This is a genomic window from Aliiruegeria lutimaris, assembly GCF_900099935.1.
Classification (GTDB): Bacteria; Pseudomonadota; Alphaproteobacteria; order Rhodobacterales; family Rhodobacteraceae; genus Tropicimonas; species Tropicimonas lutimaris.
The window spans coordinates 49053-63717 of the sequence record NZ_FNEK01000030.1 but is presented as its reverse complement, the minus strand read 5'-3'; the positions used below and the strand labels follow the sequence as shown (position 1 = coordinate 63717).

Below are 14665 nucleotides of genomic sequence, written 5' to 3'. Positions count from 1 at the left end.
CATCAAGGCGCTGAAGGCTACCGAGATCCAGATCAGCATGGATGGAAAAGGCGCCTGGCGCGACAACGTATTCGTCGAGCGTCTCTGGAGGACGATCAAGTATGAAGAGGTCTACCTTCACGCCTATGACAGCGTCTCCGAGGCTCGCGCGGGCCTCGCCCGATACCTGGCCTTCTACAACACGCGGAGACCGCATTCATCGCTGGACGGGCAAACGCCCGATCAGGCATATCTCAACCCGCCACGGCCAGTCCCGGTCGCGGCATAACTGAGCGGAAGATCCACTTAGAAAACGGCTTCAACCTGTTCAGACAAACCGAGCCACCTCTACCTTCTGTCCAACTAGCTCTGGTATCCAAGTTGTTGCGGAAGGAAGAGCACCACATCCGGAACCAGTATCAGTATCAGCAGGGCGAGTATCAGCACCACAAGGAAAGGAATGACTTCGCGGATGATCTCTCCGAGCGGTATGTGGGTGACCGCATTGATCACGAAGAGAAGGATGCCGTAGGGCGGGGTGATCAGGCCGATCATGCAGTTGACGACCGCGACGACACCGAAATGCACCAGGTCGATCCCGAGTTCTCGGCAACTCGGAAGAAACAATGGTATGATTACAAGAATGATTGTCGTTGCATCGAGAACGCAGCCCAGCAGCAGAATGAGTATGTTGACGCCGATGAGGAACAAGACTGGCGGCACGTCCAGGCCCACGAGCGCACCGGCCACCATGTTGGGAATGTTTTCCGAGGCGACAATGAAGTTCAGGATCAGCGCGCCACCGATTACCAGGCCGACGGCGGCCGATGATCGAGCGCTTTCCACGAGGATCCTGTAGAAGGCTTTGATCGATAGGGCCCGGTAGAAGAAGGCCGCAAGCACGAGTGCATAAAAGGCTGCGACTGCCGCGGCTTCCGTCGGCGTGGTGACACCGCCATAGATCCCGTAGAGCAGGATCGCCGGCATGAGCAGCGCCGGAAAGGCGGTGACTGTCAGCGATGGCAGGTCCTTCAGCGGAACGGGTTCCTCCATTCCGAATTCCCGCCGGCTGGATATGAAGTAGTTCATCGCCATCAGCACGACGCCCATCAGCAGCCCGGGCAGAATGCCCCCGAGGAACAGGTAGCCAATCGAAGTGTTGGAAACGAGCGCGTAGAGCACCATCGGGATCGACGGCGGGATGATCGGCCCGATCGTTGCGGAAGCGGCCGTGATCGCGGCCGCGTAACCGCGGGTGTAGTGGCCGGACTTGACCATCATGTCGATGATGATCTTGCCGATGCCTGCGGCGTCGGCAACGGCGGAGCCGGACATGCCGGAGAAGATCAACGAGGCAACGACGTTCACGTGCCCGAGCCCGCCCCGGAAGCGCCCCACGAGGCCGATGCAGAACCGAAGCAGCCGGTCACTGATCGTGCCGGCGTTCATGATGTTCGCGGCAACGATGAAGAGCGGCACCGCGAGCAAAATGAAACTCTGGTAGAGGCCGTCCATCAGCAGCTTGCCGGCGATCCCGATGCTCTGACCCGCGGTAAACAAGTAGACGATCGCAGCAACGAGGATCGAATAGGCGACAGGTGTTCCGATCCCGGCGAGGAAGAACAGCGTGAGCAGGCAGGCAGCGAATTCGAGCGTCATTTAGGACCTGCTTTTTTGAACTCTTCGTCAGTTTCCTCTGCAATCTCGGAGTAGTGATGCAGGTCGGCTTCCGCGCCGTGGCGGAAGGCGTTTATCGCCCGCCAGCTGTAGCGCAGAGCCACGATCACAAGGAAGGCAATGTATATCGAAAAGACCCCTCGCATCTTGAGATTGGGGCCAAAGAGCTGATCGAGCGTCGCCGTGCTTTTCAGCCTCAGGATGGCGAAACGGCTCCACGTCGGCTCGACCGATGCGAGCAACGCCACACAGACCGCGATGCCCGAAATGATTGCGAACCACTTTCGGACATCGGGCGAAACATGGGTGTAGAGGATGTCAAAGGTGACATGGTCTCGCTGGCGGACGATGAAGGAATTCCCCCAGAAGACGATCCAGACCCACATCAGCAGGCAGAACTCCAGCGTCCAGCCGTAACGGTCCGGCGCGAGGAAGGGCACCGCTTCTCCGACCCACGACAGGCGCGCAGTGTAGCGGATGGTGATCTGGATGATGAAAGTGGCAAACATGGCGGCCATCATGATGGCCGCCACGAATTCGGTCGCACGGGAGAACCAACGGGTAATGGTGCCCATGTCTCAATCCTCCCGTGCGGGTTTCAGGCGTCAGTTCCCGAGCGCGTTGATCTTGTCGAGAACGCCTTCCGGCCAGGTCGAGGCATATTCGCTCTCGAGGTACATTTTCTGCACCTGATCGCGGAACGCGGCCACGTCGGGTTCGTAGACCTCAAGTCCCTGCTCTTCGAGGAAGGCGACAAGCTCCTCTTCCTTCTTGAGCTGGTTCTGGCGTCCGAACTCGGCGGCGGCATCGGCTGCGGCCTGTACCTTCTCCTGCTGCTCTGGCGTCATGCCATCCCAAGCGGCTTTCGAAAGCGCGATGTAATTGAGATCTACGAGGTGCGACGTCAGCACGATCTGTTTCGTCACCTCGTAGAACTTTGCATCGACGACCGTTGGCAGCGGATTATCCTGGCCGTCGACCGATCCGGTCGAAAGCGCAGTGTAGACTTCCGTGAATGCCATGGGCGTCGGGTTGGCGCCCAGCGCCCGACCGAGAAACTGCCAGGCGTCCGTACCAGGCATCCGGAGGTTTACCCCGGCGAGATCTGCCGGCGTCATGACCGTCAGCTCGTCCTTCGACTGCCGCAGGTTCACCTGTCGACGGCCCAGATACATTACGGACAGCAGCTTGACGCCAAGCTCATCCTCGACTTTCTTCTTGAACGGCTCCATCAGCGGGTCGTTGAAGACAGCGACTTGGTGCGCTGCGTCCTGATGCACGTAACCGGCCGTGAAAATGGAGAATTCCGGGAAGAATGTCGCCAGTTCCTGTGCCGAGGTGATCGACATCTCGAGGTCGCCGGAAGCGATCGCCTCAAGCTCGGTTCCCTGGCCATAGAGGGTCCCGTTCCAATGCGGCTCGAACTCGGCAAAATCGGCAATCATCGGGCCGAACTTTTCAATCATGGCAACCGACCGCTGGTCGGTCTCGGACTGAACGGCCGACAGGCGCAGCTTGATCTTGTCCTGGGCCAAAGCCCCGGTTCCGATCGATGCAAATACGGCCATGGCAGTGGCCGTCGCCAGGATTCCGCGGCGCGAAATTTTCATGGTCATGAGTTCTCCTCCAAATCCTCCCTGGGCCCCTCGTTGAGAGGTGGCAACGGTACCACCCTTACACATGCTGTAGAAAAATCAACCGATTGCTCGGGAACCGTCACATCCGCGGTCGCATTTTCAGATGCTCCCGTATTGCCAGGTTTTTCATGCGGGAACTCGGTCGAAGCAATTCGCGGAAATTTGTTCGGCTTGCGCTTCGCAATAACAAGCCCGACCATGGTAATCCCTGCGATAACAGCCTCCAATGTGGATTGTGCCCCCCCCGTGGCAGATCAGAGGCCGGCGGGGGCGGTTTCAAGGCTCGAAAGCATTCGCGGCCTGGGAGCGATCCGTGTCGAGCCTTTGGAAGTGACGTCAGTAGCAAGGCAATCGGCAAGGCTGCGCCGGAGGTTCTGAGAGTACTCAAGAACAATCGGGTCCTTCCAGTTCGCAGCCATGACAAAATCGGAGATGACCCGTTCAGGAACTAGGCGTGGAGCGCTTGTTTCCGCCCCAGACTTGAACGCCTGACAGCCCTGATCAAAAAGCCGCCCAGTGAGGGCGGCCATTTCGTGCAGCCGGGCAATCCCGGATCGGACCTTGATACAGACCAATGGACGCCAATCGATTGTCCCGTACTTCGTCCGGCCTAGTACAATCCGATCTCGGCCAATGACACATCGGCGCTGTGGTCGCGACCAAAGGCGACCAGCCCCACCGACTTGATCGTCTCCGGGGTCACGCGGCCGGGAAGCAACTGGCCCGACGGTTCGAATGCCGACCACGGCAGCTTTACTTCGCGCCAGTCGGATCCGGTCTCGAACCCGGCCTGATAATACTGCCATGGCAGAAGTGTCGACCGGGTACGCAGGTGGATGAAATAACGTTCCCCGTTGCCGCGCACCTTCAAGACCAGCCCCTGCGCATCCGCCTCCACCGGGTCAATCATGGTCCGGACCTGGATGAAGCCGCCGCGGTTCTGGGTGCTGACGTCTCCCGACAGTCGAACGAAAGACTGTCCACTGTCTTCGCCAACGCCGGATTGGCCTTCGGATACACCGCCCATGACGTTATCGGCCACGTAGGTCCAACTCAGATCGGCGGCGGGCTGCAAGTTTCGGGTCATCAATGTTTCACCAGAGACGGCGGTTCCAACGACTGCGAGGGCGAGTGCAATCAACGTGTTTCGTATCATCCGGCCAGATTTCCCTTCTTCCTCTTCCTTGAGAAATAGTCCGATCCAGCCAAATGTGGAGCGGCCCGGCGCGGTTTTTCTTGCAGCCGGCCAATCCCTTCCCTGGTCCCGGCGACGCTAGTCCCAAGGCCCGGAACGCGGCTTTTGCCCGCGTGCATGAACCGGGATGCGGGAGCGAACCGTGGGGTTTGCGCCGGCCATCTGCCGCAAGGCCGCAACGCGGTTGGCCGTCGAGGGATGGGTCGCAAACAGGTTGTCGCGCGCATGGGCGTGCAGCGGGTTGATGATGAACATATGGGCCGTGGCCGGATTGCGCTCCGCGGCATCATTGTCGATCCGCGATGCCCCGGCCTGGATCCGCTCCAGCGCATCGGCCAGCCAGTTCGGTTGGCCGCAGATCTCGGCCCCGGCCTTGTCGGCGGCATATTCGCGCGTCCGGCTGATCGCCATCTGGACCAATCCCGCGGCGAGCGGAGCGAGGAGCATGAGCGCCAGCGTACCGACAATACCCGGCCCCTCGTCCCGGCGGCCACCGAAGAACAGCGCGAAATTTGCAAGCATCGTGATCGCGCCGGCAAAGGTCGCCGTGACGGTCATGATCGCCGTGTCATGGTTGCGGATATGGGCCAGCTCATGCGCGATGACCCCGGCCAGTTCCTCGCGCGAGAGGCTGCGCATCAGGCCGGTCGTCACTGCCACGGCGGCATTGTCCGGATTGCGGCCGGTAGCGAAGGCGTTGGGCTGGGGCGTATCGATCACGTAGACGGCAGGCATCGGCAGGCCGGCATTGTCGGCCAGATCGGCAACCATCCGGACAAGCCCGTGCGGATCATTGCCGCTCACGGGCCGGGCATTATGCATCCGGAGCACCATCTTGTCGGAGTTCCACCAGGAAAACGCATTCATCCCGGCCGCCATGATCAGCGCAAAAAACATCCCGCCGGAGCCGCCTAGAAGGTAGCCAATCCCCATGAACAGGGCGGTCATCGCCGCCATCAGGGCGGCCGTTTTCGCATATCCCATGGATCTCATCTCCTGGAACTGATCCGGTACATGGTTTCGATATAGAGATGAATTCCGCCGACACAATCTTGGGGCGGTCGAGATCTAACCAAGGTCAGCTACCAGCCGGCGGTGCCTGTTCAGGCGTCGACGATCCGGAATCCCAGGGAGCGTACGGGACAGCTTCGACAGCAACCAGCGCCCGGAAAGCTTGACTTTCCCGGTCGAGATCACCGTCGAGGGCGATGAGATGGCGCTGGATTTCGACGGCCCGCCGCAGGTGCGCGGCGATTTGAACCTGATCTACACCTCGCTGCTGGCGGCCTGCTTCTACACCGTCAAGGCGGTGCTGGATCCGACCATCCTGCCCAATGCCGGCCATGCCCGCCCGCTGACGGTCACCGCGCCGAACGGCTCGATCCTGAACTGCGAGCCCCCCGCAGCGGTCGACGGCCGCATCGCGGCGGCGCAACAGGTCTGCGACGTAGTCTATGGCGCGCTGTCCGAGGCCCTGCCGGGCAAGGTCATGGCCGCTGGCAATGGCTGCCGCGCCGACGCGATCTTTAACGGCACCGACAAGGACGGCAATATCTGGGTCTACGTGGAGACGATCGGCGGCAGTGGCGGCGCGCGGCCATCGCGTTCCAGCAATTCGCCATGTTTGCGCGCGGCGAGCACCTCCCGCGCGCGGGCATATTCCGGATCGTTCCAGAACATCAGGCAGCCATTGCAGCCACGCCCGCAGCAGCGCTCCACGCCCGTGCGCGATGAGTGGGCGCGCTGCGCGACCGCCTCGTCCGAGATCGTCTCCTGCAGCGCCTTCACCTGCCGGCGATAGGCTTTCTCGCGCCCCTCCTGGCCCAGCTCGATCTTCTGCGCGGTCTTGTCCAACCGGATGCGGGCCCAGTCATCCTCGGGCAACATCGATTCCTTGCGAACGATGGTCATCGGCGGGAACGCCTTGCGGATCACCTCCGGGTCCTCCCGGTCAAAGGCGCTCCACGGCACGAAAACGCGGTGGCCGAGTGAACCGTGCACCACCTCCATGGTCTCGTCCTCGCCGTCGATCTCGAAGGCATAGAGGCGCAGCAGGACCGTCTCCAACGCCGGATCGGGCGGCAGGAATTCCATCACGTCGCCCGCATCGATGCGGTTCTTGACGTTCAGCACCAGCCCGTCATCGCGCACCTCCCCGACCATGGCCGCGTATTCCCACGGCGCGGTCGAGCGGGTGTGGTCGTAATTATGGGCGTGGTTCTTCAGCCGTCCCTCGTGGAAGCCGATGGTAAAGCCGCGGTTGGTCGCCCCTTCCAGCTCGGCCATGAACGGCTCGGGCGCCCAGCCCTCCGGATCGCGATACCAGGCGTCAATGGCCCGGCGATAGGCGCGGGTGACGCTGGCCACGTAATAGGCGCTCTTGTTGCGGCCCTCGACCTTGAGGCTGTCCACGCCGATCTCCAGAAGCTGGTCGAGCTTCGGCATCAGGCACATATCCTTGGAGTTGAGGATGTAGCTGCCGCGCATATCCTCCTCCAGCGCCATGAACTCGCCGGGGCGGACGCCCTCCTCCAGCAGGAACTCGAACAGCTCGCTATTGTGTTCGTTCAGCTCGATCTCCTGCGACGTGCCATCCTTCAGCCGCAGGTGGAGCTTGTACATCCAGCGACAGGAATTGGCGCAATTGCCCTGGTTGGCGCCACGCTCAGCAAGGTAGTTCGACAGCAGGCAGCGCCCCGAATAAGTCATGCACATGGCACCATGCACGAAGGTCTCCAGCCGGATATCGGGGCAGTGCTCGCGGATCTCGGCCAGCTCGGCAAAGCTCACCTCGCGGGCCAGCACCACCAGTTCCGCACCCTCTTCCTTCCAGTAATTCACCGTCAGCCAGGAGCAGACATTGGCCTGCGTCGAGACATGCAGCGACAGCTCGGGCGCGTGTTTGCGCAGGTAGCGGAACACGCCCGGATCGGCCACGATCACCCCGTCGGGGCGCATTTCGCGCAGCACCTGCGTGTAATCGGCCAGCTTGGCGATATCCTTGTTATGCGTGAAGAGGTTCAGCGTCAGGTAGACCCGCACGCCATGGGCATGGGCATAGGCGATGCCGGTCTTGACGTCTTCGAGCGAGAACTTGGATTTCGTGCGCAGGGACATGTCCGGCGTGCCGAGATAGACCGCATCGGCGCCATATTGCACGGCGATCTTCAGCCGTTCGAGCGAGCCGGCCGGCATGAGCAATTCGGATCTGCGGGGCGTCTGCGTCTTCATGAAATCCTGACCTTCCGGGGGTAGGCACCCCTTTTTTTGAACTGAGCGTGGCGCCAATGACAGAGTGGGCGCAGCACGCAGCAATGGCGTCGCATCGTGGAAAATGCAATCGTGCGTGCCCGATTTTTCTGCATCGCAACAATGCATATGCAGCGGGCGGCATGCCGGTGTGCACAACGGGCGGGTAGTGCTGCCGGAGCCAGCTCCTTATATCATTTTAACGAATTCTGCACGCATGCGTGGCCTTCTGTCTGCTGAACGCGCGACGCTTGCGAGCCTCAACTGCACCGGACGTCCGAAATGCCTCCCAGAAAAGTACTCTTTCTCGCCTCTTCCAACCACGATGCCGGCCTGACTTCCATGGCGCTCGGTCTGGTCCGCGCCTTGCAGCGCGAGGGACTGAGTGTCGCGTTCTCCAAGCCCATAAGCCAATCGCCGATCGGGGCGCGCGGAACGAGCGATCCCTCCGTCGCCTTCGCGCGCGATCTGTGCAAGTTGCCGGTCACGGGGACGCTGCCGCTCTCCCGCGCCAAGGACCTGATCGCCGCCGGCGAGATGGACGCTCTCATGGACGAGGTCGTCGACCTGTTGGACGAGTTGAACGGCGATCACGACATCCTTGTCGTCGAAGGCCTTGTCGCGGTGGAGACCGACACGCTCGCCCTGCCCGTGAACGCCGCGATGTGCCGCGCGCTCGGTGCGGACCTTGTGCCCGTGGTCAACGCGAACCGTCCCTCGGCGGACGATATCGGAGACCTCGTCCGGCGGGTGGCCCGCCAGTTCGGCAATGCCGAGGAATCGACCGATGTCGAAGACGGCTATGCCGGCATCCTGGTCAACAAGGTGTCCGCGGGAACCGACCCCGACCAGTTGCAGGGTCTCATGCAGGCGGATCTCGGCCCCAACCTGCCCGTTCTGGGGACCATCCCGTTCAATTCGAGCCTTTATGCACCGCGCCTGCAGGAAATGGTCGACGCACTGAATCTGACCGTTGTGAACGAAGGCGCCATGGCCGCCGGGCGTGTCAGCGAAGTCGTGGTTGCCGCCCGCTCGGTCGAGCTGGTGCTGCCAACCCTTGCAAATGGCGCGCTGCTCGTTACCCCGGGCGACCGAGCCGATATCTGCCTTGCCGCCTCGCTCGCTTTCCTGAACGGCACCCGGCTGGCGGGGCTGTTGCTGACCTGCGGCAACCGTCCCGACACGATCGTGACCGAGACCATGAAACCCGCGGTGGAGGCCGGCCTTCCGATCTTCCTGGCCACTGACGACACCTACCACGTTGCGGCGCAGCTCGCGAAGCTGGACTGCCATGTCAGCGCCGATGACAGCCACCAGATGGAGCGGGTGATCAGCTTCATCGCCGACCGGATCGACGTATCCTCGCTGTTGAAGCGGATCGGCGCGCCGTCCCGTTCGCTGCTTTCGCCATCCGCTTTCCGCCACCAGCTGGTGCAGCTGGCCCGCGGCGCGGATCGCCGGATCGTGCTGCCCGAGGGCGAGGAACCGCGCACCATCGCCGCGGCGATCAAATGTGCCGAGAAGCAGATCGCGCGCTGCGTCCTGCTCGGCGCCCCCAACCGGATTGCAGGCAAGGCCGCGAAGCTGGGCCTGTCGCTGCCGTCCAATCTCGAGATCATCGACCCGGCCTCGATCCGCACCCGCTATGTCGCGCCGCTGCTGGAAATGCGCAAGCACAAGGGGCTGACGCTCGAAAAGGCGCAGGAACAGCTGGAGGACACGGTCGTGCTCGGCACCATGATGGTGACCGAGGGGCATGTGGACGGGCTTGTTTCCGGCACCATCCACACCACTGCCGACACGGTGCGCCCGGCACTGCAACTCATCAAGACCCAGCCCGGCGCCGGGATCGTCTCCAGTGTGTTCTTCATGCTGATGCCGACCGAGGTGCTGATCTATGGCGACTGCGCGATCAACCCCGATCCGTCGGCGCAGGAGCTTGCAACCATCGCGATCCAGTCCGCCGAGACCGCCATCGCCTTCGGCATCGAGCCGCGCGTGGCGATGATCTCCTATTCGACCGGCGGCTCGGGTACCGGCTCGGACGTGGAAAAGGTGCGCGATGCAACCCGTCTGGCCCAGAGCCTGCGCCCCGATCTGCTGATCGACGGCCCGATGCAATACGACGCCGCCTCGGTCGAGAGCGTCGGTCGTCAGAAGGCGCCCGATAGCGCCGTTGCCGGCCGCGCGAACGTGTTCATCTTCCCCGATCTCAACACCGGCAACACCACCTACAAGGCCGTGCAGCGCTCTGCCGGCGTGGTCAGCGTCGGCCCGATGCTGCAGGGCCTGCGCAAGCCGGTGAACGACCTGTCGCGCGGCGCGCTGGTCGAAGACATCGTCTACACGATCGCGCTGACCGCCATTCAGGCCGGAACCCAGAACGCTCCTGCGGTTCCCACCGCCCAGGCAGTCTGACCCGACGCCCCGCCCGGTTTTTTCGGGCGGGGCGTTCCTCCCTTGCTCAACGTCCCGGTCTCTCCTTGGGTGCCGGGGAAAGCCGTTAGCAGATCCGCGGCAACGGATCGTCTTCCAGCTCTTCGAGAATGCGCAGCCCGCCGAGCTCCGTCTTCAGCAAGACCCGGCCGCCATGCACCAACGCGCGCATCTCGCCAATCACGGACGCATCTCCCCCACCCGGCAGCGCCTTCCACGCGCGCAAGGCCTCTGCCGCCGCATCCGGCGCCACGACCGCAACCACCCTTCCCTCGCAAGCCAGATAAAACGGGTCATATCCCAGCATGTCGCAGACGGTTGTTACGGCCGGCCGAACGGGAATCGACGGCTCATCAAGGGTGATTTCCAGCCCGGTTGCGCGCGCTATTTCATGGGCGACCGAAACCAGCCCTCCGCGCGTGGGATCCCGCATGAAACGGACACCCGGCACCGCGCGCAGAGCCCGTGTGAGCGGCAGCACGCTGGCCGCGTCGGACCGGATGTCGCCCCGCAATCCGAACTGCTCACGCGCGAGCATGACCGCGATACCGTGATCGCCAATCGGCCCGCTCACCAGCATTACGTCGCCCGCCCGGATCTCGTTCATCGCCAGCACACCCGGATGCCGATAGACGCCGATGCCGGTTGTTGCGAGATAGATCCCGCCCCCCTGCCCCCTCGGGAGCACCTTGGTATCGCCGGCGGCGACACGGACGCCAGTCTCTGTGGCAGCCCGGCCCAGATCGGCCACGATGCGTTCGAGCAGCGCAACCTCCACCCCCTCCTCGATAAAGGCATTCAGGCTCAGGAAGAGCGGGTCTGCGCCCGCAACCGCGAGGTCATTGGTCGTGCCATGCACGGCGAGCGAGCCGATGGAACCGCCGGGAAACTCCAGCGGCTGGACGGTAAAACCGTCGGTCGTGAACATGATCCGCTCGCCCGGAAGGGAGAGCGCGACGGAATCTGCGTTGGTGTCCAGCGTGTCATTCGACAGGTGCCGGGCAAAGACTTCGTCGATCAGCTCGCGCATGAACCGCCCGCCATTGCCGTGGGCCAGCGATATGTGGCTGTCCTCAAGCTTCATCCGTCCTCTCCCCGCGCCCGCGCGGCATATTCAACCACCTGCCCGAAGGAAATCCCCGCATCGTTGCAGGGCACATGCCGGTGCATCCGCAGAGGGGCCTCCAACCCGACCGCCCGGTTCAGTATCTCCCGCACGAGGCGGGCATTCTGAAACACGCCGCCTGTCAGCCCGATCTGGCCGAAGGGGAATTGCCGGGCCAATGCCCGGGCCAGATCCGGCACGACCTGCGCCATGCTGGCATGGAACCCGGCCGCTCTTTCACCTTCGGAGCGCCGCCTGTCGTTGAGCGGGTCCAACAGCGGTGCCCAATCGACCTCCAGCAGACCGCTCTCGCCGCAGGAAATCGGCAAGGGGGTTGCCTGCCCTTCGATCCCTTCGGAAAGCGTTTCTAGCAACATCGGAGCTTGCGCCTCGAAGCTGACATGCGTTCGCCCGATCACGAGGCAAGCCGCCGCGTCGAAGATCCGGCCTGCGGCAGTGGTTTCCTGCGTATTGATCCCCTTGTCCCAGGCCCGCCGCGCAATCTCGCCCCCATCCGGTGTATTGTGAAAATCCCGCCCAACCGCCCAGCATAGCGCGGCGGCGCTGCGCCATGGCTCGCGACCGGCCCGGTCGCCCCCGGTCAGGCGGAAGGGGCGGAACCGCGCGACGCGCCGCCAGTTTCCCGGTCGCCCCCAAAGAACATCCCCACCCCAAAGCGTGCCATCCGTTCCCATGCCGACACCGTCCCAGGTAAAAACCAACCAGTTGCCGACTGCGTCGGGATATTCCGCCGCCAGTGCCGAGGCATGGGCATGGTGATGCAGGATCGGCACCACCGGCAGGCCCTGATTTCGCGCCCAGCGGTGAGTGGTGTAGCCGGGATGGGCGTCGCACAGCAGCACGCCGGCTGGCGCGCCATAGAGGCTCTGCAGGCTGCGCGACACGTCCTCGAGCACTTGCAGGCTGCGCGCGGCCTCCATCTCGCCGATATGGGGTGAGATCACGGCCCGGTTTCCGAAGGCCAGCGTGACGGTCGCTTTCATCTGGGCACCGAGCGCCAGCGCGTTTTTTTCCAAAGCAAACGGAAGCGACAGCTCTACCGGGGCGTTCCCGCGCCCGAGCCGCAGCGGTACAACCGTTCCCGCGATCTCGCGCAGCACGGGATCGTCCGCGGGGCGCGCAATCGGGCGATCATGGTGCAGAACCGCGTCGGCCACGCCGGAAAGCCGTTCCTCGATCTCTGCGGGAGTTGTCAGCACCGGCTCCCCGCTCGGATTGGCCGAGGTCGCAACCAGCGGCCCGCCGATCGCATCGAGCAGCAGTACGTGCAGCGGGCTGTAGGGCAGGAAAAGCCCCAACACGCCGAGGCCCGGCGCCACCGAAGCGGCCAGTTCCGCATCCTCGCGCCGGGGCATGAGAACGATGGGGCGATGCGGCATCGACAGCGCCCGGGCCGCTCGGGCAGAAACCCGTGCAAGCGCGCGAACCCCATCCAGCCCGTCAACGCCAGCCTCGGGCACCAAGACGGCAAATGGCTTGTCGGGACGGTGCTTGCGCTGGCGAAGCCGCTGCACGCTCGCCTCGTTGCGCGCATCGCAGACCAGGTGATACCCGCCAATCCCGCGCACGGCCACGATATCCCCCGCCTTGAGCGCCGCGGCCGTCGCGGCCAGGGCTGGCTCGGTCTGTGCGATCACCGTTTTGCCCTGTCGCGCGAAGCGCAGCGACGGACCGCAATCCGGGCAAGCCACGGGCTCGGCGTGAAAGCGGCGGTTCGACGGGTCCTCGTATTCCCGGCGGCAGGCCTCGCAGAGCGGAAAACCGGCCATCGTCGTGTTGGCCCGGTCATAGGGCATCGCCTCGATCAGCGTGTAGCGCGGCCCGCATTGCGTGCAGTTGATGAAAGGATATCTGTACCGCCGGTCCCCGGGGTCACGCATCTCGCGCAGGCAGTCCGGGCAAACCGATGTATCGGCCGGCACGAAGATCGAGACATCGGAACCGGCATCGCTTTCGAGGATCGTGAAGCTCCCGCCGCCCTCGGGAGCGGTTTCAACCGCCTCGGAGAGATGCGGATCCGACAGGGGCGGCGCCTGTTCCACCACCTCGCGCAGGAAGCGCGACACGGCCTCCTCCGGCCCCTCGACAAGGGCATGGACCGCGCCCATCCGGTTTTGCACCCACCCCGTCAACCCGCGCGCCACCGCGAGACGATAGACATGCGGGCGAAACCCGACCCCCTGCACGTGGCCGGTCAGAACGACGCGACGGGCAAGCAATCTGTGCGCGCCAGACGGAGCTTGGGGCGAAGATCTCATCCGGCCTCCTGTTCCACGCGGGCACGGCGCCCGTTGCTCCACCAGATCCGACAGGCCCCCTCGTCAGAAACCATGCAGGGTCCGACCGGGTTTCGCGGCGTGCAGGGCGCACCGTAGATGCGGCACTGGGCGGGATAGATCCGGCCAAGCACGACCGAGGCGCATTCACAACCGGCCGGCATTTCGCCCATCCTGCGACGCGCTTCACCCTCCTCCACCGGGAGGGCTTTGCGGGCATCATGCGCGGCGTATTCCGGGCGCAGAACGAAACCGGAGGCGGGAATCTCCCCGATCCCCCGCCAGTTGGCATCGGCGATCTCCATGACATCCGCCAGCAACCTGCGCGCCACCGGGTTGCCGCCGGGTTGCACCGCAAGGGTGTAGCAATTGTCGAGCAAAGGCGCGCCCTCCTGCACCTGCCGAAGCACCGAATGGATCGCCGCCAGCAGGCTGTCGCTATCGAAACCGGCAATGGCCACGGGCATTTCGTGATCCGTGGCGACGCATTCCCACTCTTCCGGCCCCATGACCGTGGCGACGTGGCCTGGCGCGATCAAGGCATCGAAACCGACCTCGCCCGCGTTCAGCAGCAGCGAAACGGCGGGCCATGTGCGACGCCCCGAGAGCAGCAGGAACAGGTTTTCCGGCACACCTTGCGCCATCATCGCAGCAACCGGCGCCGTGGTGGTCTCGAAACCCGCCGCGAAGAAAACCACGCGGCGTTCCGGGCGGGCGCGGGCAAGGGCCACGGCCTCCTGCGGGCTGGCGACGGGAACAACGTCGGCGCCGGCGGCCTTGGCCTGTTCCAGCGAGCGGATCTCGTTTTTCCGCAGGTTGACGGGCACGCGCAGCATGTCGCCGAACGTAGCGAGGGTCAGATCCTCGTTCGTCGCCCACTGGATCGCCTGGTAGATATCCTCCTCGGGGCAGACGCAGACGGGGCAGCCCGGGCCGGGTATCAACTCGACAGTGTCTGGCAGCACGTTGCGCAGCCCTGCCTTGGAAATGGAGCGCTCATGCCCGCCGCAGACATTCATGATTCGGACCTTTCGCGGCAGGTCCAGTGCCCGGATGCGTTCCAGCCAGTCGGCGGCTTTCGGCGACATGG

At 63.7% G+C, this 14665-nt stretch carries 11 protein-coding genes and 1 pseudogene; 3 read left to right on the top strand and 9 right to left on the bottom strand.

The window, feature by feature from the left end; genetic code table 11:
- The coding region (locus BLR85_RS15055) for an integrase core domain-containing protein (RefSeq protein WP_139188414.1) at positions 1-268 on the top strand (268 nt) is incomplete at its 5' end.
- Between the two features lie 74 nt (positions 269-342).
- On the opposite strand, the gene BLR85_RS15050 is transcribed toward BLR85_RS15055, so the two are convergent.
- The 5 genes from BLR85_RS15050 to htpX all read right to left on the bottom strand — a co-directional run bounded on the left by BLR85_RS15050 (position 343) and on the right by htpX (position 5472).
- Positions 343-1638, bottom strand: coding sequence for a TRAP transporter large permease (locus BLR85_RS15050; RefSeq protein WP_093157649.1), 1296 nt, complete (start codon positions 1636-1638; stop codon positions 343-345).
- Positions 1635-2231, bottom strand: coding sequence for a TRAP transporter small permease (locus BLR85_RS15045; protein WP_093157646.1), 597 nt, complete (start codon positions 2229-2231; stop codon positions 1635-1637). Before BLR85_RS15045 ends, BLR85_RS15050 begins: the two co-directional genes overlap by 4 nt.
- Before the next feature lie 30 nt (positions 2232-2261).
- Entirely contained in the window at positions 2262-3272 is a 1011-nt protein-coding gene (gene dctP / locus BLR85_RS15040; protein WP_093157644.1) for a TRAP transporter substrate-binding protein DctP, read from the bottom strand.
- Positions 3273-3903: 631 nt separating this feature from the next.
- Positions 3904-4380, bottom strand: a complete 477-nt coding sequence (locus tag BLR85_RS15035) for a CIA30 family protein (RefSeq protein ID WP_170844587.1) — start codon at positions 4378-4380, stop codon at positions 3904-3906.
- A 186-nt stretch (positions 4381-4566) separates the two neighbouring features.
- A complete protein-coding gene (gene htpX, locus BLR85_RS15030) occupies positions 4567-5472 on the bottom strand; it encodes a zinc metalloprotease HtpX (RefSeq protein WP_093157639.1) in 906 nt (301 codons plus the stop codon).
- A gap of 229 nt (positions 5473-5701) precedes the next feature.
- Between htpX and BLR85_RS15025 the strand changes: the two are divergent.
- Positions 5702-6034: pseudogene (locus tag BLR85_RS15025) on the top strand (hydantoinase B/oxoprolinase family protein); the annotation flags it as partial.
- A gap of 14 nt (positions 6035-6048) precedes the next feature.
- Here the strand turns inward: BLR85_RS15025 and BLR85_RS15020 are convergent.
- Positions 6049-7719 (bottom strand): peptidase U32 family protein, encoded by a 1671-nt coding sequence (locus BLR85_RS15020; protein WP_093157637.1) that lies wholly within the window; start codon positions 7717-7719, stop codon positions 6049-6051.
- Positions 7720-8019: 300 nt separating this feature from the next.
- Here BLR85_RS15020 and pta point away from each other — a divergent pair, with 300 nt between their 5' ends.
- The gene (gene pta, locus BLR85_RS15015) at positions 8020-10155 is read left to right on the top strand and encodes a phosphate acetyltransferase (RefSeq protein WP_093157634.1); all 2136 of its coding nucleotides are present in this window, start codon (positions 8020-8022) and stop codon (positions 10153-10155) included.
- 85 nt (positions 10156-10240) lie between these two features.
- Here pta and hypE read toward each other — a convergent pair whose 3' ends face one another.
- Genes hypE through hypD form a run of 3 tightly spaced genes read right to left on the bottom strand, consistent with a single transcriptional unit; the run spans position 10241 to position 14663 of the window.
- Entirely contained in the window at positions 10241-11257 is a 1017-nt protein-coding gene (gene hypE, locus BLR85_RS15010; RefSeq protein WP_093157631.1) for a hydrogenase expression/formation protein HypE, read from the bottom strand.
- Entirely contained in the window at positions 11254-13557 is a 2304-nt protein-coding gene (gene hypF / locus BLR85_RS15005; protein ID WP_170844586.1) for a carbamoyltransferase HypF, read from the bottom strand. The genes hypE and hypF overlap by 4 nt, the downstream gene beginning before the upstream one ends.
- The gene (hypD, locus tag BLR85_RS15000) at positions 13554-14663 is read right to left on the bottom strand and encodes a hydrogenase formation protein HypD (RefSeq protein WP_093157625.1); all 1110 of its coding nucleotides are present in this window, start codon (positions 14661-14663) and stop codon (positions 13554-13556) included. Before hypD ends, hypF begins: the two co-directional genes overlap by 4 nt.
- Between the last annotated feature and the right edge of the window lie 2 nt (positions 14664-14665).